Annotated in this window: 20 protein-coding genes; 1 reads left to right on the plus strand and 19 read right to left on the minus strand. The window is 44.4% G+C overall.

Translation table 11 applies throughout. The annotated features are described in order from the left end of the window. Positions 1-6: 6 nt before the first annotated feature. The 14 genes from LJE72_RS00745 to LJE72_RS00805 form a co-directional block, all read right to left on the minus strand. Positions 7-2,172 (minus strand): glycoside hydrolase family 2 protein, encoded by a 2,166-nt coding sequence (locus LJE72_RS00745; protein ID WP_229245373.1) that lies wholly within the window; start codon positions 2,170-2,172, stop codon positions 7-9. Positions 2,173-2,332: 160 nt separating this feature from the next. Then, a complete protein-coding gene (locus LJE72_RS00750) occupies positions 2,333-2,761 on the minus strand; it encodes a Fur family transcriptional regulator (protein ID WP_229245374.1) in 429 nt (142 codons plus the stop codon). A 262-nt stretch (positions 2,762-3,023) separates the two neighbouring features. Next, entirely contained in the window at positions 3,024-3,194 is a 171-nt protein-coding gene (locus tag LJE72_RS00755; protein ID WP_073028352.1) for a DUF362 domain-containing protein, read from the minus strand. A 112-nt stretch (positions 3,195-3,306) separates the two neighbouring features. Continuing rightward, positions 3,307-3,462 (minus strand): hypothetical protein, encoded by a 156-nt coding sequence (locus tag LJE72_RS00760; RefSeq protein ID WP_200797867.1) that lies wholly within the window; start codon positions 3,460-3,462, stop codon positions 3,307-3,309. Positions 3,463-3,553: 91 nt separating this feature from the next. Next, complete coding sequence (locus LJE72_RS00765) at positions 3,554-4,909, minus strand: VWA domain-containing protein (RefSeq protein WP_396389993.1); 1,356 nt, start codon at positions 4,907-4,909, stop codon at positions 3,554-3,556. Then, the gene (locus LJE72_RS00770; RefSeq protein WP_229245376.1) at positions 4,884-5,807 is read right to left on the minus strand and encodes an AAA family ATPase; all 924 of its coding nucleotides are present in this window, start codon (positions 5,805-5,807) and stop codon (positions 4,884-4,886) included. Before LJE72_RS00770 ends, LJE72_RS00765 begins: the two co-directional genes overlap by 26 nt. 262 nt (positions 5,808-6,069) lie before the next feature. Continuing rightward, positions 6,070-7,200 (minus strand): N-acetyl-alpha-D-glucosaminyl L-malate synthase BshA, encoded by a 1,131-nt coding sequence (bshA, locus tag LJE72_RS00775; protein ID WP_229245377.1) that lies wholly within the window; start codon positions 7,198-7,200, stop codon positions 6,070-6,072. A 142-nt stretch (positions 7,201-7,342) separates the two neighbouring features. Continuing rightward, positions 7,343-7,702 carry a YlbF family regulator gene (locus LJE72_RS00780; protein WP_073028356.1) on the minus strand — a complete coding sequence of 120 codons (360 nt, stop codon included), beginning with the start codon at positions 7,700-7,702 and terminating at the stop codon, positions 7,343-7,345. A gap of 142 nt (positions 7,703-7,844) precedes the next feature. Continuing rightward, positions 7,845-8,540, minus strand: a complete 696-nt coding sequence (locus LJE72_RS00785) for a hypothetical protein (RefSeq protein ID WP_229245378.1) — start codon at positions 8,538-8,540, stop codon at positions 7,845-7,847. Between the two features lie 51 nt (positions 8,541-8,591). Then, complete coding sequence (locus LJE72_RS26115; RefSeq protein ID WP_282437806.1) at positions 8,592-8,717, minus strand: hypothetical protein; 126 nt, start codon at positions 8,715-8,717, stop codon at positions 8,592-8,594. Between the two features lie 12 nt (positions 8,718-8,729). Continuing rightward, positions 8,730-9,491, minus strand: a complete 762-nt coding sequence (locus LJE72_RS00790) for a histidinol-phosphatase HisJ family protein (protein ID WP_229245379.1) — start codon at positions 9,489-9,491, stop codon at positions 8,730-8,732. A gap of 24 nt (positions 9,492-9,515) precedes the next feature. Beyond that, on the minus strand, positions 9,516-10,835 hold the full coding sequence (locus tag LJE72_RS00795) for a metallopeptidase TldD-related protein (protein ID WP_229245380.1): 1,320 nt from the start codon (positions 10,833-10,835) through the stop codon (positions 9,516-9,518). After that, positions 10,832-12,325, minus strand: coding sequence for a TldD/PmbA family protein (locus tag LJE72_RS00800; RefSeq protein WP_229245381.1), 1,494 nt, complete (start codon positions 12,323-12,325; stop codon positions 10,832-10,834). The genes LJE72_RS00795 and LJE72_RS00800 overlap by 4 nt, the downstream gene beginning before the upstream one ends. A 389-nt stretch (positions 12,326-12,714) precedes the next feature. Then, positions 12,715-13,206: a GNAT family N-acetyltransferase gene (locus tag LJE72_RS00805; RefSeq protein ID WP_229245382.1), complete on the minus strand. Its 492-nt coding sequence runs from the start codon at positions 13,204-13,206 to the stop codon at positions 12,715-12,717. A 276-nt stretch (positions 13,207-13,482) separates the two neighbouring features. On the opposite strand from LJE72_RS00805, the gene LJE72_RS00810 reads away from it, so the two are divergent. Then, entirely contained in the window at positions 13,483-14,397 is a 915-nt protein-coding gene (locus LJE72_RS00810) for a Na/Pi cotransporter family protein (RefSeq protein WP_282437815.1), read from the plus strand. Positions 14,398-14,485: 88 nt separating this feature from the next. Here the strand turns inward: LJE72_RS00810 and mobB are convergent, their stop codons facing one another. The 5 genes from mobB to bshC all read right to left on the minus strand — a co-directional run bounded on the left by mobB (position 14,486) and on the right by bshC (position 21,347). Continuing rightward, a complete protein-coding gene (mobB, locus tag LJE72_RS00815) occupies positions 14,486-15,013 on the minus strand; it encodes a molybdopterin-guanine dinucleotide biosynthesis protein B (protein ID WP_229245384.1) in 528 nt (175 codons plus the stop codon). A 1-nt stretch (position 15,014) separates the two neighbouring features. Then, complete coding sequence (locus LJE72_RS00820) at positions 15,015-16,229, minus strand: molybdopterin molybdotransferase MoeA (protein WP_229245385.1); 1,215 nt, start codon at positions 16,227-16,229, stop codon at positions 15,015-15,017. 171 nt (positions 16,230-16,400) lie between these two features. Then, the gene (locus tag LJE72_RS00825; RefSeq protein ID WP_229245386.1) at positions 16,401-18,338 is read right to left on the minus strand and encodes a DUF342 domain-containing protein; all 1,938 of its coding nucleotides are present in this window, start codon (positions 18,336-18,338) and stop codon (positions 16,401-16,403) included. Between the two features lie 255 nt (positions 18,339-18,593). Then, entirely contained in the window at positions 18,594-19,661 is a 1,068-nt protein-coding gene (locus LJE72_RS00830; protein WP_229245387.1) for an LCP family protein, read from the minus strand. Between the two features lie 111 nt (positions 19,662-19,772). Beyond that, entirely contained in the window at positions 19,773-21,347 is a 1,575-nt protein-coding gene (gene bshC / locus LJE72_RS00835; RefSeq protein ID WP_229245388.1) for a bacillithiol biosynthesis cysteine-adding enzyme BshC, read from the minus strand. Between the last annotated feature and the right edge of the window lie 15 nt (positions 21,348-21,362).

Raw genomic sequence — 21,362 nt, forward strand, 5'->3', positions numbered from 1 at the left:
ATTATTTTACCATAACGCCTGTAATTGTTGGATTATTGATTCCGTCAGGGGTCTTAACATATTCCAAAGAAAGAACCAATCTGCAACGTAAAAGAGAGCACACACGAATAAGGAAGCAGCAATAATTCCCGGCACCCATAAGAACGGCCGATAATGCCCTCCAATCCGGTGGATATCATGAATACGAATCGGCATAAATAGACAGACAAGAAGGATGTATCCAAGAATCGGTACATAATATGGAATCCCCCAAGGCATCAAAGCCCACCCAACTGCGATAAATACGGACCAACGGTAACGCCTTTCCAACCAATAAATAAGACCAACTTCATGTGGGGTATTCGGTAAATGAGGGATAACTACTCCAATCTGGAGCAGTCGAATGAAAATAATTAACTCCGCAAACATCACCCATATCAGCCAAGGGGATTGTGCTTGCAACAATTGAATTCCGGGCCACAAATGCGAAATCCAAGGATTAACGTGAATCGGAATCCGAAATAGTCCTGAAGTTAATAGCCCTGCCACCATACATACACGGGCAATCACAAACAATCCATTCCATAGCCATGCATTGCGCAAACGGCGTTTAGGCTTTTTGTCTCCTATCTCCTTGTAGCGCCAAGTTACCGACCGAATATTCATCCAGGCTAGAAAAACCATTAGAATAGCCCAAGTTCCGGCGAGAATTTGTTCCTTAGCCCAACCGACACCTGCGCTAGAAGGAGTTCCAACATTTACTTCTCCCCATACTCCTTTAATCATAGGACCTTCAATAAAAATCGATTGTTCCTCTGACAGTCCTGTGCGAAGGTTAGGGATTAGTTTTAGCGCAAAGGCCAAATTGGGTTGAACTTCTTTTTCGGCTTGTTGAAAATATGCTTGGGCCAATTCGCCAGAATCTAAACCTTTCCCTACCGTCCAGGCCCAAAGAGATGGATGAAACGTTTTCTCTTTGATTACTTCCCCAAAAACATCCGGCTGTGGAAGTCTCTTAGACGGGACCAACTCGACAGGCAATTCGGCCCAAACCCCTATCCCTACGCGATCCGCAGTTTTCAACCAAATCTCGTCTGGAAGTTGCCCAATAAAATAGATAAGGTTTTTTCCTTTTTGCCGTTCCGATATTAACCACGACTCCAACTCCCCGGAGTTACGAAGACGATATTCCTCTTGAGGAGTCAACGCCTCTCCTGAGATCAGGATAGTTTGATTATTCAATATCCAATTTCCAGATTCAAGAGAAACCGTACGGAGACCCAAGGGCAATGACAAATCGTCAAGGTCTCCTTTATTGTTCGTGACCGTTAGATGAAGTTGATAGAGAAAAGGATCTTCCATCGTCCAACGCCGGGCATCCGGCAATGTGAAGGTTAATGTCACAGGTTGGCGATCAGCGCTTTCCTGGGGATCTACTATTAGCGTCTGCTCAGCTAAACCTGCAGAACCATCTGAGATCACACCGTAAACCGTCCAAGGTCCTTCCTGAGCAAACCCTCGATGCAACAAATCCGTAGATACAGTTATTTGTGCGGCATTCTCTAACCAGTTAACGCTTACTTGCGGGGGAGCTATTGTCGTTTCTACTACCGCATCTAAACGAATATCGCCCTTAATATGCCCAGATTTTGGCCAGGAGGAACCAAATAACGTAGCGCGCTGTTCGGCACTTCCCGTGAGCTCTACTAAGAGAATATTATCTTCTCCATAACGAAATGCCTTAGGGAAGATCTCTAATTCGTTCGCGCCTCCACTTCCTTCGAATTCTCCAATTTTCTGACTGCTAGAGATTCCATTTAAGTAAACATTCGCATGCCCCTGTACTCCATTAAAAGTAAGCAACATTATCCGCGAACTCCACTCCCCCGGGATTTGAAGCCGTTTAGTTACGACCGAAAATCTCGCACTTGAGGGAAGGTCCAGAGAGCTTCCTTTAGTTAAAAGGGATTGATTAGTTATTCCTTGGGAACGTTCGGATTCCGTTGTCCAGGCCTGACGCAATGACGAAAACCGACTCCAATTCCCATTTAAATTCTGAGTAAAACGTTCAGAACTTATACCGCTTTGCTCAGCATAAAGAGACTCTCCTGTAAAACCTTGCCAGCTCCACCACAAAGTTCCTAATGTTAGTAACCATAAGACAATAAAAAACATGAAGCGACGATTAAACATAAAACGGCCCCTTCTAACATTTGTTCAATTAATAACGTTGATAAATAAGATATTCGTGAAAGATTACTAAAACCCTTGCAAACAATAAAAAAACTCATTTGGTTAACCAGCCCTCACGAAGGACCACGTTTACCAAACGAGTTTTTGCATAGTCTGCACCTTAATTAAGTTGCTCATCCTTGCGGCAGTCCGGACAAACCCCATAAAACTCCATACGATGTCCCAAAATAAGAAAACCGGATTTCTCCATAACTTCTTTTTCCATATTGATTAGAGGTCCATGAAAATCTGCTACCTTACCACACTTTGAACAAACGATATGATAATGGTTATTGGGGTTGCCATCAAAACGACTGGCCATATCTCCATAAGACAACTCCAAAAGATGTCCATGTTCTTTTAGCATGTTTAGCGTATTATAAATCGTCCCCAAGCTAACCCCTGGAAATTTTGCCTTTACGTGATGATAAATTTCATCAGCCGTGGGATGGGAATGAGTTTCAAGCAAAAATTCTAAAATTGCTTGTCTCTGCGGTGTAAAACGGACACCTTTATCTTTTAACTGTTTGAGAATTCCAATTGCGTTCATGTCCGTATCCTCTCCCTTAGGTATTTTAAAATCACTTTTAATTAGATTTTAAGTCAATATAATAAATTTGTCAACCAAAGAATTGCTGTTTAGAGAAGTTCTTAATAGTTTTTCTTAATTAGTAGCTTTTTCAGGCTAGGTTTTCAAATAATCCGACGATAAGCTTACACATTCCAACGACCAAAAGGGCAGTAATTGAAAAAAAGGAGAGTAATAACTCTCCTTTTTCTGGATACCGCTCAAAATAAGATTCAGGTAAATATTAAGCAGGATTTGGTGCTTCAACTGGACAGACAGTAGCACATGAACCGCAGTCGATACAAAGCTCTGCATCAATAACGTATTGACCGTCACCTTCACTGATTGCAGATACTGTACATTCCCCTTCGCACGCACCACAACTAATGCATTCTGAGTTAATAACGTATGCCATTGCAAAACATCCCCTCTTCTCCGAACTTCAAAATCAATATACCAAAGCTGCGGAAAAAAGGCAAGCTAAAAAATTATTAGCATCTTCCATTACACAACAAATTATTCTTGGGTTAAAGATCACGTCCCGGTCTGTAAGGCACTTGATAAAGCCTGCGCAAACAATGAGAACAATAAGGCAATACTCGATTACTTACATGATTTCTACGGAAAAGAATATGTCCTAAATCTTCATGTTCAAAACCACAAGCACGACATTTTTCCAACATAAATTTACCCCCTCACACCTTTGTGTGTTTCTGTACAAATACTTTAATTATAGTATGCTCCTTTTAACCGAAAAATAAACAAGCAATTTATCTAGAATTGCTTGTTTAAAATCTGGGTTAAATGGCCGAGGGTGAAACACTCATACATTTGACAGAAAGGAAGAAACGAGTTTACAAAAGGAGTTTCCGACCAGCGGCGTTCAGGAAGAGTATTTAGCCACAGCACCTCTCGAACATGTCTGCGAACCCCGCTCAGTAAGGCCGCTGCCTTTTCACCTTCAAGGGTCTGTGCATCACTGACGATAAGCAACAAGGTTTGCTTTGTAAACGTATCAGGATACTTCTTGAGCATAGTTTCTAAGGCATTAGCCAGATTAGTCCCGCCCCCCCACTCTTTTCCTGATACAGAGAGCGCTTCCTTAACCATCGCTTCAAATGTCTGACCCTTTCTGAACTTTCCGCTCAAAGGAATCAACGATTCTCCAAAAGCGAATGTTTTTATTCCACTTACAACAGTCGATAGTCCATAAACGAATTGCCAGATAAACTCTGTATATTTGAGCATAGATCCTGATATGTCACACAGCAACACAATTCTGGGCCTTCCTTTGCGGCGGCATCGATAGCTTCTTTCAACAAGCACTCCGCCATAGCGCAGATTTTTTCGCAAAGTAGAGCGCATATCTAAGCCGCCTCGTTGCCGGGCCGCCCTATATCGACGAGTAACTTGACTGGCGAGACGTTGACTGAGACGACGGATTAAACGGATAACTTCCGGCCATTCTTCAGGAGAAATCTTCTTCAAATCCCTGCTGAGAACCTCAACTTCACGGTCACGCAATGCGCGTTCCACCTCAGAAAGAACCCCGTTCGTCGAACCTGGGGAAAGAATTGGCCCTTCTTCGTCTAATTTCTTGCGCCAATACTCCAAGGAGCCCCTGAGAACCCGTTCCACCATAGGCTGATAAGAATAATCCACCGAAACCCCGCTCCGTGTCCCATTAGACGATTTCTCCAAAAAATCGCGCAAGCGTTGTTTATCCTTTTCAGGCAAGCTGGCATAAACTGCCCGCTGTTCCTCACTAATATCCAATTCATTGTCCTGAAAGCGCAGATCTTGATAAGTACTCTCGATCTGTTGGTTCCATTGGTTTGTTTGTTGGGTTGCCTCCTTCTGCCAGGCCTCTTTTTGCTTCAAAGTAGCAAAGTAAGCTCGAAAGGCTTCTTGGAAAGCAGAAGTATGCTGAGCGTTCTTAACAAGTGTCGCTTGCAGAATGGCCTCAACTTTATCTCGATCCACTAAACCGATAAGGGCTAACCCTTCCGTTGCATCAGAAATCTCAGAAGGACTAATTTTAAGTCCCACGGTTCTTAACAACTGCGCAAATTCCACTAAATGACGATCTAATTCACTGACTTTTCTATCGTTGTTGATGTCCATGCACATGCCTTTCTCCTTGTGCCATTTTACTCGACTCAAAAAGGAGGCGTTCTGCTCCCATCTCACGATAGAATAGCTCTACATCATCCTGACTCTTAAGCAACAAGGTTAATGTGGCATCGACCCAGGCCGGATCGAGACCAGTCTTACCCATTACGAGCAAGGCTTTTGCCCAGTCCATTGTCTCCGAGACAGAAGGGATTTTATTTAGAGAGAGGCGTTCCCGAAGAACATTGACAGCTCGAGCCACTTCTAACGCTAATCGTTCCGGCAAATCCGGAACTTTAGCTCTAAGAATGCGAACTTCCTTGTTGACCGAAGGCGGCTCTACAAACAAAAAAATACAGCGGCGCTTCAATCCATCCGAGAGCTCCCTTTCTCCATTTGAGGTTAAGACCACCATTGGGCGTTCTTTAGCCCTAATTGTTCCCATCTCAGGTATTGTCACTTGGAACTCTCCTAAAAGCTCAAAGAGAAATGCTTCAAACTCAGAATCCGTCTTATCAATTTCATCGATCAGAAGGACGCTCCTTTTCTCACTTAAAAGTGCCTGCAGCAACGGGCGAGGAAGCAGATAGTTTGTAGAAAAGAGGTCTGCCTCTTGAAGATGCTCACGGCCCATCTGGATTTTTAAGAGTTGACGTTGATAATTCCATTCGTAAAGTGCTTTCGTCTCATCCAGCCCTTCATAACATTGCAAGCGAATCAGAGGAGCATCTAATACTTGGCTTAACACTTTGGCAATTTCTGTCTTACCCACCCCAGCCGGTCCAGAAATCAAAAGGGGTTTGCCTAACTCAGTCGCTAAGTAGGCTGTAAGCGCGATTCGATCATTCCGTTCGGTAATGTAACCGATGGCTTCTAACTCGTTCTCAAACTGATCCAGCGTCTTCCGATTTTGCATCTAATCCCTCCTAATCGTAGTTCGATATTCGTAGTTCGTGGTTCGCGACTCTAGCTTGAACCACAGCACGAAATCAATAAGTGACTCCTTCAGCAACAGCTGAACATTGAGGCTTAAGATACGAAAGCCTCTCTTGACGATAGTGTCCAGTACTAAAGTCCAGTAGACACTTCGCCCTAGGGCGCATGCTCCTACTCCAGTACATAACTACGATAATAAAACTGCAAACTGTAATACGAGATTTCCAGTATCGGACTACGAACTACGAACCACGAACTACGTTTTGGTATACTGATTCATAGCTTTCTACGGCCCGTTCAATTGGAAATGATTCTCTGGCCCAGGTTGTAGCTTGTTCAGAAAAAGCCTTATAGCGTAATTGATCGGTCAACAGTTTAAGAACCGCCTCGCTCATCCCTTGGATATCTCCTACCTCTGCCAGATAGCCTGTTTCTCCATGCCGCACAACTTCAGGCAATCCTCCAACCCGACTGGCTACTACCGGAACTCCGCAAGCCATCGCCTCAAGCGCAACAAGACCAAAGCTTTCTTGTGCAGAAGGGAGTAGAAAAACATCGGCCATCTGTAAAATATCCTGAACATTTTCCTGTTTACCAAGAAACAGAACCTTTTTCTCAAGCCCTAATTTAACGACCTCCCGTTCAACTCTAGCCATCTCTGGCCCATCTCCGACGAGTAAAAGGCGACTGGGAACTATTTTTTCCACCAAAGCAAAAATATTAACGACATCTACAACCCTTTTAACTTCTCGGAAATTCGAAATATGTGTTAATATCTTTTCTCCTAAAGGGGCAAAATGGTCCTTGCATTTTGACATCAGTCTCCCCTTAGGTAAATACATCTTAGGATCGATAAAATTCGGAATAACCTCAATGCTTTGTTCCAGTGAACCAAAAGCAACAGCTGTGTCTTTTGCCAGCGCATGGGATACAGCTGTAATACGGTCGCTAACCCGCAACGCCAAACAAGTTAAGAGCTTAAATTCTTCAAAAGCCCCCACCAATGTGACATCTGTACCATGAAGAGTTGTCACCAGAGGAATTGGCTTTATCATCATTTGTTTGGCCAAATATGCGCTAATACTATGTGGAATTGCATAATGGGCATGAATCAAATCTAACCCTACATAATTAGCTACTTCAACGATTTTATTAGCAAGTAATAGTGTGTAGGGAGGATATTTAAATACTGGATAGCTCACATCCGTTACTTCATGATAAAAAAGTTTCTCATGAAACCGACGTAAACGAAAAGGTCGAGCCGAGGAAATAAAATGGACTTCATGTCCTCGTTCGCCCAGTGCATACCCTAGCTCGGTTGCGACCACACCACTCCCACCATAGCTCGGGTAACAAACCATTCCGATTTTCAACTCATTCGCACCTCTTTTAATTAGCATACTACAAAGGGCTTGGATGCCTAAGGTGCTCCAATTCTGACTTCCCGCGTTACCATTACGCCATCCTAACGTAAAGGAAGTCCTTGCTATAGAGCAACTTCAAGATCTCCTCTGTTCAGGGATTAATTTCCTCAAAACCTATCGGCATTGCATCTTGAATAGCCTCGCCAATAATCTTTTGGATATCATTAACCATGCAAGATACTTCGAATTCAGCTTCCAAATACTCCCTGGCAGTCGGGTTTATGCTTACCAAACTGTATAATCGTTCTAATTCTTGCTGCTTTTCCTCGCTAACCTCTTGCTCTAACATTTGAGCTTCGCGGATCTCCCATTGTTTCAATTGAAATTCGCGAACCATCTTGTGATTATTAGCATCACTCATAACCTTTTCCTTTGATTTAAGGAACTGCTTGAATTGATCAGACTCCTTAAGTGTACGAGCTAACTCGTGGGCCAAATCAGTAGTAGCCATATCCCTTCCCTCTCCTCTGTCCGTACCTATCTATGTATTAATTCTTAATATCTCATTATATAGAATTTTATTGGAAGAGACAAATACAAGAAACTTGGCAAGTATAAATAAAACTTATACTTTCTGACTAAAATCTAGAAAGTCAAACATCCTGAGCCTTATTCACAATATGTTCCAACAAATCAAAAGCCTGTAACCGGCTAAACGACAATAAATCTGTCCATTGTTCTCGGGAAATAATCCAGGGACTGTGCACAGCCGCTCGACTGGCAAACCCGAGTGGACATCCGCCATACATTTTTTCCAAACGACGTTGGGCGAGGCTTATAGGTCCGGGCGGGTGAGCATTGCAGGTTATCGGTTCTAAACACAGCACAGGCTCACTTTCATAGGTCACTGATAAACTGAACTTAGAGAGCTGCCTTATCCCTACTTTATCGGGACTAATCGGCCCCTCTAAAGGCACCGGGTCCGGCTGGATAACCCCGCCAAGTTTCTGCCAAAAGCTCTTTTCTGAGAGACTGGCATTAGAAACACATACGCCCAAAGCTCCCATTTGTAAGGCGAAACGAACGACAAAACGAGCAAAATCACACTCTACATTTCCCTTTAAGGACAGACCATCTAAAATAACAAGCCTTTCAGCGCTGCTTAAAGTAAGATCTCCAATTCCCGCATCCCCCAATTGAACGACATTATAACCAGGCAACATTTGAATTTGTGGATTTAACCCAGTTCCTTTTTCGGTCAGAAAGGTGCCCAGGGCTAAGGCCCAATCCTTTAGGCCGTCTTCATTCCATTCTGAACGGGGAGAAAGCGCAATTTCTATCCAAGGCATTTTCTTATCTCCTTCACAACCGACTCAACACATATGTACTTATTTAGTGTTTCACCGAAGTGTGAAGTCTATCCAAGTCATCCCAAGTTTTAGCGTAATCGTTTTAACAGGGTCCAACGCCTCTGCACAAAGTCGGCTTTTCTTCGATGAGCATTTCTCATCAAGCACATCTGACAAAGTGTGTCACCCCTAATCCAGCGAATAACTTACTTTATCGAATTTGGCAAATCCAACGACCGATTGAACACCAATCTGACGTAACAACAGACTCGCTTCATCCAGATCCCGTCCCACATTTTCCGCACAATGGGCATCTGACCCTAAGGTGAACCCAATTCCTCGCCGCTGAATCTCCTCGATTAAACGTCTTTCCGGATAAAATTCTTGAACTGGTTTATATCGGCCGTTAGTATTAACTTCCAGAACTAAACCCTGTTCAGCAACCGCCGTTAACGCCTCATCCGCTAGAGTTAAGATATCCTTTCCAGGCCGGGCTCCGAATACTTTAATAAGGTCTAGGTGTCCGATCGTTGTAAACAACCCACTTTTAGCGGCCAGTGTCACTACTTCAAAATACCTGGCATAAAAGTCATCTACATCTTTCTTGCGATGCATGTGTGCTTCTTCCGGAATATCAAAGATCCAGCCGTCAAACTCATGGACCGACCCTATCACAAAATCGAAGGGAAACTGATTTATCAGGTTCTTGATTCTTTCTTCTTCATGAGGGCGATATTCCGCCTCAAATCCAATTCGCACAGCTAAATTGGGATAATCTTTGGCAACTTCCAGAATTAAGGGAAAGTTCATTTGATCCCAATAATAGTCATGATCCGCAAACCCGATTTCTTTTAACCCCCATCGGGTCGCTTCATCCAAAAAGGCCCGAATATTTTCTCGGTTAGCCTCCCGATCGTTATGCCCGAGAAGGTGAACATGTAAATCCAACATCTCTAAACGGTTCCTCCCCTATCTCTAAAGAGTTTGTACTCCGGTCCTTATGATTAGATATGGATGCGTATCGAGGTCAGACAATGCCGTCTTTGTGTTTGGTGCAGCCAAATCAGCGAAGAAGTTACCCGATAATTTCACATCAGTCTTTCCTGCGATTTGACCCTTTAATATTCTTAAGCTGTGAGGTGCACTAAGAGAATACGAGCCAGAAACCGAGTCCTGCGTATGTAACCCCAGCACAGACAAGACAAGAACTCCATCGTCAATCCCCTGCAAAGCTTCAACCCAAGGAACCTCAGCCTGGTGCTTAAGGTACAGTCCCCCCGTTCCTTGCGGAACAGCCGTTGGTTTAGTGCCCCATCGCACGGCATCTTTAACTTTCAGAAAGGGAGTCCGTAATTGGCCATCCTGCACCAATACTGTTTGATTTGCTGGGACCCCCTCAGGCGTAACCAGATAAGACCCCAATTCCAACGGACGGAGCGGGTCAATTATTAAAGAGAATTGTTCGTGAAATACTTGTGTGTGATCTAGAAAACTCTCTTTCGAAAAAGCCCCTTGCCCCTCAATCACTCGATCTCCGGAAAAACTTGGAAGCACAAACTGCCTGAGCATGTCTTCCGTCATAGAAGGTGCAAGAATAACTTGAGTCTTAGGTCCAACAGGAGTTGCTTCCTTCTGCATCCATTCGTATTGATTCACCGTCTGAGCCCATAACTCCTCCTGTTCTTTCGGTTGAATTAGTCGGCGCTTAGCAAACCCGCCCCCAATCAAACTATCAAAGGAAAACCAAGACATAAATTGAGACTGCTGATAGGTAACAGCCAGCCCAGTTGAAGTACGAACATGCCGATAACCCCAGGCCGCCTGAATACTTCCCTGCATTTTAGCTTGTGAAGGTTTATCACTCAGCCAATGATTTACTTGATCAAATAAAAGCTTGTCATCTCCGGAAATGATCTTTTTAATAGCTCTGTCCTCAACCGCAACAAGGGGTAAGGATTCCGGAAATGGTATATGTACAGCATCCGGATCTTCATAGGAGGCCTGTCTCCATTGTTCTAATTGTTTAGTCCAATACTCCGGACTGCTTGAAAACGGAAGTTGGACCATAGCCTGACTGCATGTCCCATCCGCCCACACCAAAAAAACATCCCCGCTCTCCCCTTGACGATAACTTGGCGGAGTATAAACACTGCCCGGTGAATTATCTTTTATTCCTAAGGCTACTACTTCTGATTCATGAACCACAATCCGCCAAGCTGAGAGCCTGAGCTCCTCCTTCTTCGGCGACTGCTGGGATTGGTAGAGCAGATCCTCTAACTGCGCTATAAGTTTCATACCTGTTCACCTCCTAAACTCACTTGTTGATCCGCATCCATGAGCAGGTATCGATGACTTCCACCGCTTGATGCCACGGATTGCCCACCCTTTCCGCAAGTTCCTATTGCATCGTAACACCCTTCACCTAACCCGCCACGGATTGCCTCTAAAGCAGAAAGAATTTTCCCACTAAAAATTGAAGGCTGGTAAATCGGCAGATCAGGGTTAGCAACATCAATAATCCCGTCACATTGGAAGACGAAATCCCCTGTTTTGGGATTCACTTGACCGCCGCGATATCCCAAGAGAAGTAAATTCTTTTCCCCTTCACTCAGCTCGCCGTGCTCCAGGAGGGTTTCCCTGACAGCTTTCACTTCATCCATCAGATGCTCAGCAGGTGTCAATGGAAGCATGGGGTCAACTTGCAAACGGATATTGCTCATACGAGGCAATGGAATATGCCCGTAACTCTCCGCACGCCCAGCTCCTGTTATCGGCATTCCTGCTTCTACTGCCGAAAAGATATCCCCCAGTCCGGCTTCTAACACTCCATCTCGCACTATTGTCACAGTCTGTCTGGGAAGGCCATTGGCCGAATAAGGTTGATTCGCCCAGTCCCCAACGAGCGGACCATCGATAATATTGACGCCCGGCCTTGCTACACGCAGTCCCTGCCTCAGTTTTCCTGCTTCACCAAGTACAGATTCGTTCATATGATCAGATTCTACGGCATGTCCAAATGCCTCGTGCGCCAGCCCTTTTGCTAACCCATAATCAATAATCAGCGGATAATGGCCGTTGGGCAACTGGGGTGCACCACAGACTGCCATTGCAAATTCAGCCCGATCCATCGCCTTTTTCTCCAGTACATGATCTTCAAGTTCCTTAATAAGCAGAGTCGCATCCACTCCGCTGCGGTGAATCAACGTACTCTGAGCCTTGCCCTGATTTCGCACCGTCCCTTGATGCATCAGCACTGCTCGCGGAATGACAAAAGACACCAACGTCCCATCCGACCTTCCGATACACCACGTCTCTTCGACCTGGCGATAACTCGATTGCCACACTCCCTCAGGGAAAGAGCTCCGCAAACGAACATGTAGCTTCATCACCATCTCTTCAAGCTCAGCTAAAGGAATTTCCTCAAATCCTTTTTGAACGGAATTCTCTACCTCCTCCTGAACCTGAGGAGCTTCCCAAATCTGCCGATTTCTCTTCGACCCGATTTCTTCATTTCTGCGTGCCAATTGAATCGCTTTTTCCACGAGTTTGCGGCCAACCCCTTCTTCGAAAACATCCGAAGTGGCAAAGCCTGATGCCCCTTTTTCCGTAAAAGCTTGGACTCCAAACCCACTGTCTTCCCCTGTTGATACCCTTTCAAACCGCCCATTACTTAAGCGCATACTCCATTCTCGACGGGATTGAGCACGCACTATAAAGTAGCCTTCTATTCCCTTTGTCTCTTCCAACACGGATTGAACCAACACCTTGATTTCTTTTTGCTCCAAAAATAACCCTCCTATATTAAACATTTGGTACAATTATGCTTAATAACCAGCTTTACTACTCACTATGGATATTATACCACGGAGAGAAGAAAGGGAAACTCTTCAAAGGACTTTAAAACTTTCTAAACAGAAGCTAACTTTAACTACCCATAAAAATAGCCATTTTCTCCCTTCTAATTGTACCGCTTGGCGTCGAACCCACTCACTTCGAACTTCGAAACTCGAAATCGGGTCAACCCCTAAGGAATCCTTGGGAAAAAATATATCCCGAGGCTAGTATAAATACTAAAGCCTCAGGACATGATTTTAATAGTCTCACTTTTTATTTTTTATCCCCACTCCTCTCTTTACTTCACTTGCGACAGTAAATCCGTCGCAAGCTTTTTTTATTATTCTACATTTTTAACTAATAGTTTGCGTTCCTCTGCAAAGCCGAATTTCTCGTAAAGTCGAATTGCTTTCAAATTATGACTGCTAACCGCAAGGCCTAGGTATGGAATTTCATGTTCCCGACAATAGTCTTCCGCAGCCTTAAGCAACACTTTGCCAGCCCCTTTGCCCCTCCACTCCGGAAGGACCACAATATCCATAATCCACCCCTGAGTGATCCCAGTTAACTCTTCCCGTGAAGAACCATGCAGAACCAAATATCCGATCGGTCGTGCATTAGTATCCTCATCCTGTTCCGATTCCTCGACAATAAACGCTTTAGATTCAGACTGCTCAATCCAGGTCCAAAACCCTCTGAGAAATTCTTCTCTGTACTTAAGCGTTACCGCCATTGGCTGCTTGCGCCATGGGGAAATACTCTCTGGAATCCCAATTTTCCCGAGAGAATAAATAAAAGGCCAATCACGAACATTTCCTTGACGAACTCGCATATAATCACCTCTTAGGTAACTTATGCAACCATCTCCAGTATCGCTTTCACTTTATAAACAATATTCTTATCAATTAAGAGACTCCCACTTAACTGAACGAGTTCACTCAGACGAATTTTCTCCCAGGGGCACTAGTAAAATAGTGCTTTTTTGCTTTGTCGGAAAGTTTTCGAGCTAAAAGGATTTGGCTAAGTAAGTTCTTGACACTTTTCTTGCTCAATATATTTAGGAGAGAACGCAAACAGAAAGGGACGAGATGAAAAGGAGGGGACACCACTGTATATTGTTATCCTAGCCTTGGGCCTTTGCCTGCTTCTCTGGGGGATGAAAATCCTGCGGCAAGGCCTTCAATCATTTGCCGGACATCGCCTCCACCAAGCACTTCTGTGGATGACCGCAACTCCCTGGCGTGGTTTTTGGAGCGGATCAATCTCCACTGCTCTTCTTCAATCAAGTACTGCCTTAACCGTCATGGCTGTATCTTTCGTTGATGCCGGACTCCTCCCTTTTGGCAACGCTTTCGCGCTGATTTTAGGCAGTAATATCGGCACTACTTTAACGACACAACTCCTTGCTTTTCCCTTAGACCAGATAACCCCTTACATCATGGTTTTTGGCTCTCTGGGCTTCCTTTTTATTCCGTCTCATTGGCGGTTTCTTTCCCAGTCAGTTTTTGGCTTAGGCGTTCTCTTCTTCGCATTAGGCTTACTCCAAGTGGGGATGGCCCCACTCGTCGACTTGCCTATGATTCAGAATTTCCTCAAACAGCTGGGTGATAACCATCTCCAAGGGGTAATTGCCGGAACAGCAGTATCCGCCCTGCTACATTCCTCCAACGCCACAACGGGGATTGTTATGTTGCTCACGGCTGACGGATGGATCACCCTTCCTACAGCTCTCGCCTTCATCTTTGGCGCTAACATTGGCACCTGTTTTACCGCTGTTTTTGCAGCTCTAGCCTCCTCGCGAGCCGCCCAGCGGGTGGCATTGTTCCATGTCTTACTTAACGTGTTTGGAGTACTGCTATTCTTACCTTTCGTTGAACCAATGGCCTATGGACTCACCATCATGGGAGGAAGCCTCTCGCGTCAGGTTGCTAATGCTCATACCATCTTTAATCTTTTGTCCTCCCTATTGGCCTTTCCTTTATTGCCCTGGTCAACCAGGTTCCTAAAAAAAGTGCTCCCTTAAAAATAGCTGCTCACCAAAGCGTTTAAGCAATGGCGGCAGCCTGTATCCCAGATAACCTGACCATGACCTTCCAGAAAAGCGGATAAATTTACCCAGCGCTTCCCTTAACACCAAATTTACTCTCGATTAAATTACAAATCCCTTGAACATCTTCTAATCCAAAGCAGGGTATCCCGTTATCAAACTCAACATCACTGGCTATGGCAATAAGTTCCTCAAGTTTAGAATAGAGCTGCTGATGAACAGCTGAGCGATAAACTTCAATCTTTGGCTTGTCAGCATGCTTATATCCTTCAGTGAAAATCACATCGACTCCCTGAATTCGGGCCAGAACCTCATCAAGGGGCTGATCGTCTGAGACGCGTTCTAAGACGGCAATCCTTTTGGGAGAGCTGATTGCCACAACATCCGCCCCAGCACGGTCATGGCGCCAGGTATCTTTGCCTGGTTGATCCATCTCGAACCCGTGGACATCATGTTTTAAGGTCGCTACCCTCCAGCCGCGGCGTTTAGCTTCACGAATAAGCTTTTCTAAGAGTGTAGTTTTCCCTGAATTAGACTTACCGCCTACAATTGAAATAACAGGAATTTGTGAACATTCCTCTTTTGCATCCATCTTAGCTCTCCCAGTCTGCAATCCAGCGTGCCATTAAGAGTTCGCCGACCTCAACGGGTCCATGATTTGCCGGTACATCCACTAGTAAATGGCTGCCAATCATAGAGCGAAGGATTCCCGATCCCTGAGCAGGAGCCAGGTCCGCCCATATTACTCCCTCTTTAAATACCGCCTGAGCCCGCAGGAAGCGTCGTTGTTTCCCCGGCTTATCAAAGCAACCAGCCATTTTAACTTGGAATTCCGCTTCTTCGGGGGTGGAACGTCCTGCAAATTTGCGAAGCGCCGGACGAACCAAGAGTTCAAACGTTACCATCGCTGCTGCGGGATTTCCTGATAGTGAGAAAAATAGCTGCTTTCCTTTTTGTCCAACAGAAACCGGTGTCCCTGGTTTTAAATTCAATTTCCAAAACAGCATATCACATCCAAACTGAGCAAGAGCATGGCGCATAATATCATAATCTCCAACAGAGGCCCCACCTGTAGATATGATCACATCAGCCTCCGCAACTTTTTCTAAAGCATCAAGCGTGTCCTCTATTTGGTCGTAAACAATGGGAATGACGAGGACCTCGCACCCGGCCTCCTGAAGCATTCCACGCAAAGTGTAGCTGTTACTGTTATAGATCTTGCCTGGATACAATGGTTGCCCTACATCCATCAGTTCCGAACCCGTAGAGAGTAACCCAACCCGCGGGCGCCGGTATACCTTGACTTGATTTGTGCCAACCGCAGCCAACAACCCAATAGCGGGCGGAGTCAAGTAAAACCCTCGTTTTAGAAGAATGTCCCCCTCTTGGATTTCTTCCCCTTTATGTACGATATTCGAATCTGGCAACACCGGACGAGAAACCGTCACTTTATCGCCCATCAACTCAGTGTCTTCCATACGAACAACACAGTTAGCACCAGGTGGAATCGGTGCACCGGTAAATATCTTGGCAGCCTCACCCCTGGTAATAACTCGCTCAGCAAAAGTTCCCGCTGGAATTTCACTTACAACGTTAAGCTGAAGCGGTCGAGGGTCAACCTCAGTGGCTAGATATGCATACCCATCCAATGGCGAGCGAGCAAACGGAGGCATAGCAATTTGTGATATAACATCCTGAGCTGACACATGCCGATTAGCATCTGCAAGGGAAATATACTCTGTTTCCACCGGCCGGATGCGAGCGAGGACCAACTCCAAAGCCTCTTCTAATTCAATCATTATTTTCATGCCTCTTCGATTCCTTCCGCTACAAATAGTTGCCAGTTTAATTTTTAACTCATTACACTTCTTTGTTTCCTAAAATCGATTGCTGATCCTATTGAAATAAGCACACCTTAAGTGTAACGATAATTCAAAACATTGTCAAAAAAAACCTGTCAAAGCGACAGGTTCTGATGCTCAATTGGGGATTGGATTAGCCCTTATCTTTTCAATTTGAACCTTGCCATTTTCGCGATAGATCTCTAAGTTTCGGTAGGGCTCTTCAATTTGGATAATTTCTTTACCCACCGCGATTACGACATTCGAATGGCAATACTTTACGTAAAGATGGCTTTCGGGACTAATTTGAACTAAGGTTGAACTAACCTCTGACCCCCCAAGTTCGCGGATTTGGACCTTGCCTCCCGCAAAGATTTTGCCCCCTCGACAAACACCCTCAATCGTAACATCCCCTTCTACACGAATGTCCGAATTGTAGGTTCCTTTCTGACACTCAAACGATCCCCCGCACTCAATGGTTGCCCCTTGTACATAACTAACAACAAAACTGAGCTTATCTGAAATCTCTATGGTTAAATTTTGAGTAAATTGTTCAAAAGCCTGATTCAATCGCAGTAAAATTGGTATAGATTGAGCTTCTAACGGCCCTAATCCTGTCAAAAAACGTTTCGCTGTTCTAATAGAAACACTAAGTCCTTCTGTGATCACTTCGTCACCCTTATTATCTGTCACAAATTTTTCCAGGCGATTTGATAATTTGGGAAGTTCCGAAAATTGTTTTTCCATCACTAACTTGAGACACTGTCCTTGTTTCAGATTAACAGCCCCTGGCGACTTAATCAACTCTGCCGTTCGCTGTAAGCAAGCGCTTAGTCGATTTTGCAATTCTGAGACAAGGCGAAGAAGTTCTGAGCGCACTACGAATTTTTCACCAATTACGATCTTTCCACCTAAAAGATTCTGATGAATCACAGCCCCTTTTTCAGCTCGTATTTCAGCATGGGAAACAGATCCTCTAATTTCTATTTTTCCCCCGGCAAAAACACGGAGCCCATCTTGAACATTCCCATTCACGAACACATCTCCAGGGAATTCAATACTTCCAGTGGCCAGATCGACATCCTTATTCATTATATAGACATGTTCAACCGAGTACGTTTTCTCATCAATACGTACAGGTTGTCCCGCACATTTAGCCACCACTTCAAGTTCATTGGAGGAAAGACAGACATTCTTTTTCAGACGGAATTGAAAATCCTTGGCTATGGCCGCAGGAAGCAACTTCCCTAATACATCTTGGCCTGGTATCCCAGGGCTGCTGGGAATTTTGCGTGCGAGAACAGCACCCTCCTCAACCAATTTTACCTTCGAAGCAAAAAAATCAATCTTTTTACTCTCTTGACCGGAATGCGCTACAGGCTCACCTACAAAGTCCTCTAATCTTGCGTGTTCGGGCGGAATCGGAAGGGTCGCTTCAGCAACAACAACCTCTTGCACGCCTTTGACCGCTAAAATCTCCTCCCAAACTCTGAGACGCCGTCCATGAACAACTTTCAATTGCTCCAAGTCTGCATTTAACCTGGCCTCATCCCAGATCTCACCCTGAGCCGGCAGGCTTTCCCAGGTAAGAAACTGAACCAAATTAATCTCCTCCGCAGGAGGGAGATTTTCAACAAGGATATAATGTCCCGGCAATTCATGTTTAACTTTCGCCACAACAGACAATCCCTGAAAACGGACATCCATTTCCCAAGTCAACACCCCTGGTTGGGCCAATGGATGGAATTCCACTTGATCCCCAAAGCTCACACGAAATGGCTTTTCTTGAAGAACCCCATTAAACCAAACTTCTCCGGCCTCCCAATATGGGGTAAACTGTTTAACCCCTTCACCAAGAACAATATTATACTTCGTACCATCCCAAATTATTTGACTCGGCCCTAATACTGGTACTTGAACTTCCTCCCAAATTAGGCGAACTTTCCACTGACGAGAAAAGAAACTGGGTTTATCTATCACTTCAAGCGTGATATCTTCCGGTAAAATATTTAGTTTAAGTGCCCATTCTTTTTTTATGTCTTCAAGGGATCGCGCCTGAACGACTTTTTCTGGCATGATGCTACACCCCGCTTTTCGAAAAGTTTTCATTTTTTAAATAATATCATAATTCCATTCTATCCCTATAGGTCTTTAGTCCTATTAATGTATAAATTGTGCAAAATAATTAGGTGATTTTCTTTAAGCTTTTATATTTACTCTTTAAACTACTCTCCACGAATTTGAATTAGGGAATTCTAGAGTAAAACCGGGCTGTACTAAAAAATATCATCTACAGCCCGGCCTAATGAACATTATGCTTCCCTTAAGAAATTAGGTGTTATTTACCATTATAGATACCTGATGACCCGGGGATTTCATCCCATTGGGATCCTGGCTGTTCCCTGGAACTTGGGGCAAAGGCTTAGTGGGTGTGGGTAGGACTGGCTTTAACAAATCCACATTCTCCTGATCCATTACTTTATCTGTCGTCTTCCCTTGAAATAAATCTTTAACCACTTTCTTAGCCGCGACAGGGTCGACTTTCCAGTAGCTTACCCCTTCCAGGTCAAGAAATGACCCCGGCAACGTCTGGGAAACCATATTCGAACTGTCAAATCCAACGACAACTTTAGACAGGGTCAGAATGTCTTTAGCCGACAAATTCGTGTTAACAGCACCCATTAATTGGGGAAGGAGAAAGGGGAGTTTTGGAATTGTGCTAAGCCGAAACATCTCCTTAGCTACTGCTTTCAGTACTACTTGTTGCCTGGCAGTCCGCGAAATATCGGCTAACGCGTCATGGCGAAAACGGGTATACTGCAGGGCCTTAAATCCATTTAAGCGCTGTTCGCCTTGACGCAGATTAATATACCCATCCTCATCATCTCCCGTCTCGTAGTACATATCTTTTTCCACATTGACCGTAACTCCGCCTAATGTATCAATAATCTTCTTAAACCCTTCAAAGTTAGTCTGAACATACCCTGCTATTTTTTCCCCCGTCAGCTCTTCTACGGTGCTTTCCAGTGCAGATAAATCCTTCAATGAGACAATCTCATTAATTTTTTTATAACCATGGCCTGATAGAAGGACTCTCGTATCACGCGGAATCGAAAGTAAGCTTGTACGCTGTGTTTTCGGATCGACACTAGCTAGAATAATTGTGTCCGTACTAAACTTCTTTTGATCAGGGCGCTGATCAGCCCCTACGAGTAATACGCTGACCCGATTTTTTAATCCGTCATCGTTAAGATCTGATAAATCTCCACCCGATATCTTACCCGATTCAGAAAATACCATATACCCTACAGCCCCAGCTGCAATAACTACCGTTAAAGTAACAACCATCAAGATTAACCTAAACGCCCGCCGCACATCACCAACTCCATTATGTAACATCCTCTTTTATCATTATACCCAACTCTATTCTTTAGAAAAGGAAATTACAAAATCTTTAGAAATACTTCAAGAAAAAAACTAATCTAATTCTAAAATGTATGAAATAACATTTTAGAGAAGTATCTGATGTTCGGAAAAATCGCCAATTGGAATTTCTGCCACTTGGTCCACAAAGCTAAGCCCATAACGCATAACAAAACTAAAGGGATTTAAAACCCGTTCCTGTCTGGAATGATTAGGAACAATTCCATCCTCAAGCTGTTGCAAGTGGTTAAGTACATCACTGCATCGTTTGCGTTGTGCCTGCCAAACCTTTCTTTCTAAATAGTCTAATTGAAACTTGACCTTCGCCTCATTTCGATCCAACCAATCAATGACATTGGCATGAACCTCTTGCAGTGGTTTCAGTTCTGCATATCCCCTCGCAATTTGTCCCCGCATACGTTGAAAGTGGTCATCAATATCCAGGTTATCCTGTTCTCGCACAAGGCGATTTCGCTGTTCCTGTAAACCATGGTTAACATCCGCTAGCGTTAATCCCTGCTTTTTCAGATATTTCTGCCAAGAGGCTGTCAACGCTACAGCAGACAACCGCGGAAAAAGAATCGGCATTACGAAGCCGAGCTTGGCAAATACTCCCCCGAGCTGAGCCCAGTAATTCAATTCCCCCGGCCCTGGTACATATGCCAAGGTCGGAAACAAATATTCCTGAATCACAGGGCGGGTTACTACATTAGGGGAAAATTTCTCAGGTGCTTGGGCCAGCAATTCATTCAAAGTATCCAAATCCATCGGCTCTTTTTGCCCGCGCAAATAAAACAATTCCGCACTATATAGAATCGCACGTCGTTCAGGTACAGAAAGAAACAAATTAACCTCCCCGCCAGTTGGTTGTATTTGTGGATTAAATCCAAGCTCAACCCATCTATTAGTGCGTTCGGCCAAAGCTTCCCTTACATCCGCATGCATTTTTAAGATCTGCTCATACATTGGCGCTGCTAAACGCTTAAATTCCGGTAGCATAGGATCGAAGAAAATTAGACCCCATTTGTGGACCAGCCACTGTAAGTTAAGGGCAAACCAGTGTGTTAAATTCTCTGCTTGTTCAGTTAACTGACGACATTGCTTCAAGACGGAGGATCGAAATTCACTATCCGGCATCTCTACAAGTTGGGCTTCGATTGTTTCCCAGTCGGGAACCTTTTGATGCCCCACAGATTCCCCGCCTCCATCACCCGGAAGCATGCAAGGAATCGGTTTTCCCTCAGAATTTAAGAGATAGGTCTCGCGAATTTCTTGCCAGTCATGATCTTCACCCGCTATCCAAAAAACTGGAACAACCGAACGACCCAGTTTTTCACGTTGCTCTTTAGCCAACTGAATAGTTGTCATGGCTTTATACAAAGTATACAATGGCCCGGTCAGGATTCCCGCTTGCTGTCCGGTGATCACTGTAAGAGTCTCTTTCTGTCTCAGTTCTTCAATCATATGGAGGGTTTCGGAATTCGCCCCTAAATTCCTGTGATACTCCTTCAGCGTATCCGCTAAAATCTCTCTGGAATAATCTCTGGAGTCTAAATAAACTGCCCTTTGTTCAAAACTTTCCTGAATTTTAGGATCTCCACTCGGAAAAAATAAAGCTACTTGTTCAAAACAAGTAGCTATGGTTTGCATTAGATCTCTCATCTTTATCCCTCCGCT

The sequence above is a fragment of the Desulfosporosinus shakirovi genome, assembly GCF_020595055.1.
GTDB lineage: Bacteria > Bacillota > Desulfitobacteriia > Desulfitobacteriales > Desulfitobacteriaceae > Desulfosporosinus > Desulfosporosinus shakirovi.

Bases quoted from the DNA above. Each gene is read 5' to 3' on its own strand.
- LJE72_RS00770 (WP_229245376.1), bottom strand. From the start codon at position 5,807: ATGCAAAATCGGAAGACGCTGGATCAGTTTGAGAACGAGTTAGAAGCC.
- LJE72_RS00820 (WP_229245385.1), bottom strand. From the start codon at position 16,229: ATGAAAATAATGATTGAATTAGAAGAGGCTTTGGAGTTGGTCCTCGCT.
- bshC (WP_229245388.1), bottom strand. From the start codon at position 21,347: ATGAGAGATCTAATGCAAACCATAGCTACTTGTTTTGAACAAGTAGCT.
- LJE72_RS00785 (WP_229245378.1), bottom strand. From the start codon at position 8,540: ATGCCTTGGATAGAAATTGCGCTTTCTCCCCGTTCAGAATGGAATGAA.
- LJE72_RS00750 (WP_229245374.1), bottom strand. From the start codon at position 2,761: ATGAACGCAATTGGAATTCTCAAACAGTTAAAAGATAAAGGTGTCCGT.
- LJE72_RS00795 (WP_229245380.1), bottom strand. From the start codon at position 10,835: ATGAAACTTATAGCGCAGTTAGAGGATCTGCTCTACCAATCCCAGCAG.
- LJE72_RS00830 (WP_229245387.1), bottom strand. From the start codon at position 19,661: ATGTTACATAATGGAGTTGGTGATGTGCGGCGGGCGTTTAGGTTAATC.
- LJE72_RS00825 (WP_229245386.1), bottom strand. From the start codon at position 18,338: ATGCCAGAAAAAGTCGTTCAGGCGCGATCCCTTGAAGACATAAAAAAA.
- LJE72_RS00745 (WP_229245373.1), bottom strand. From the start codon at position 2,172: ATGTTTAATCGTCGCTTCATGTTTTTTATTGTCTTATGGTTACTAACA.
- mobB (WP_229245384.1), bottom strand. From the start codon at position 15,013: ATGGATGCAAAAGAGGAATGTTCACAAATTCCTGTTATTTCAATTGTA.
- LJE72_RS00765 (WP_396389993.1), bottom strand. From the start codon at position 4,909: ATGTGCATGGACATCAACAACGATAGAAAAGTCAGTGAATTAGATCGT.
- LJE72_RS00760 (WP_200797867.1), bottom strand. From the start codon at position 3,462: ATGTTGGAAAAATGTCGTGCTTGTGGTTTTGAACATGAAGATTTAGGA.
- LJE72_RS00790 (WP_229245379.1), bottom strand. From the start codon at position 9,491: ATGTTGGATTTACATGTTCACCTTCTCGGGCATAACGATCGGGAGGCT.
- LJE72_RS00755 (WP_073028352.1), bottom strand. From the start codon at position 3,194: ATGGCATACGTTATTAACTCAGAATGCATTAGTTGTGGTGCGTGCGAA.
- LJE72_RS00805 (WP_229245382.1), bottom strand. From the start codon at position 13,206: ATGCGAGTTCGTCAAGGAAATGTTCGTGATTGGCCTTTTATTTATTCT.
- LJE72_RS00780 (WP_073028356.1), bottom strand. From the start codon at position 7,702: ATGGCTACTACTGATTTGGCCCACGAGTTAGCTCGTACACTTAAGGAG.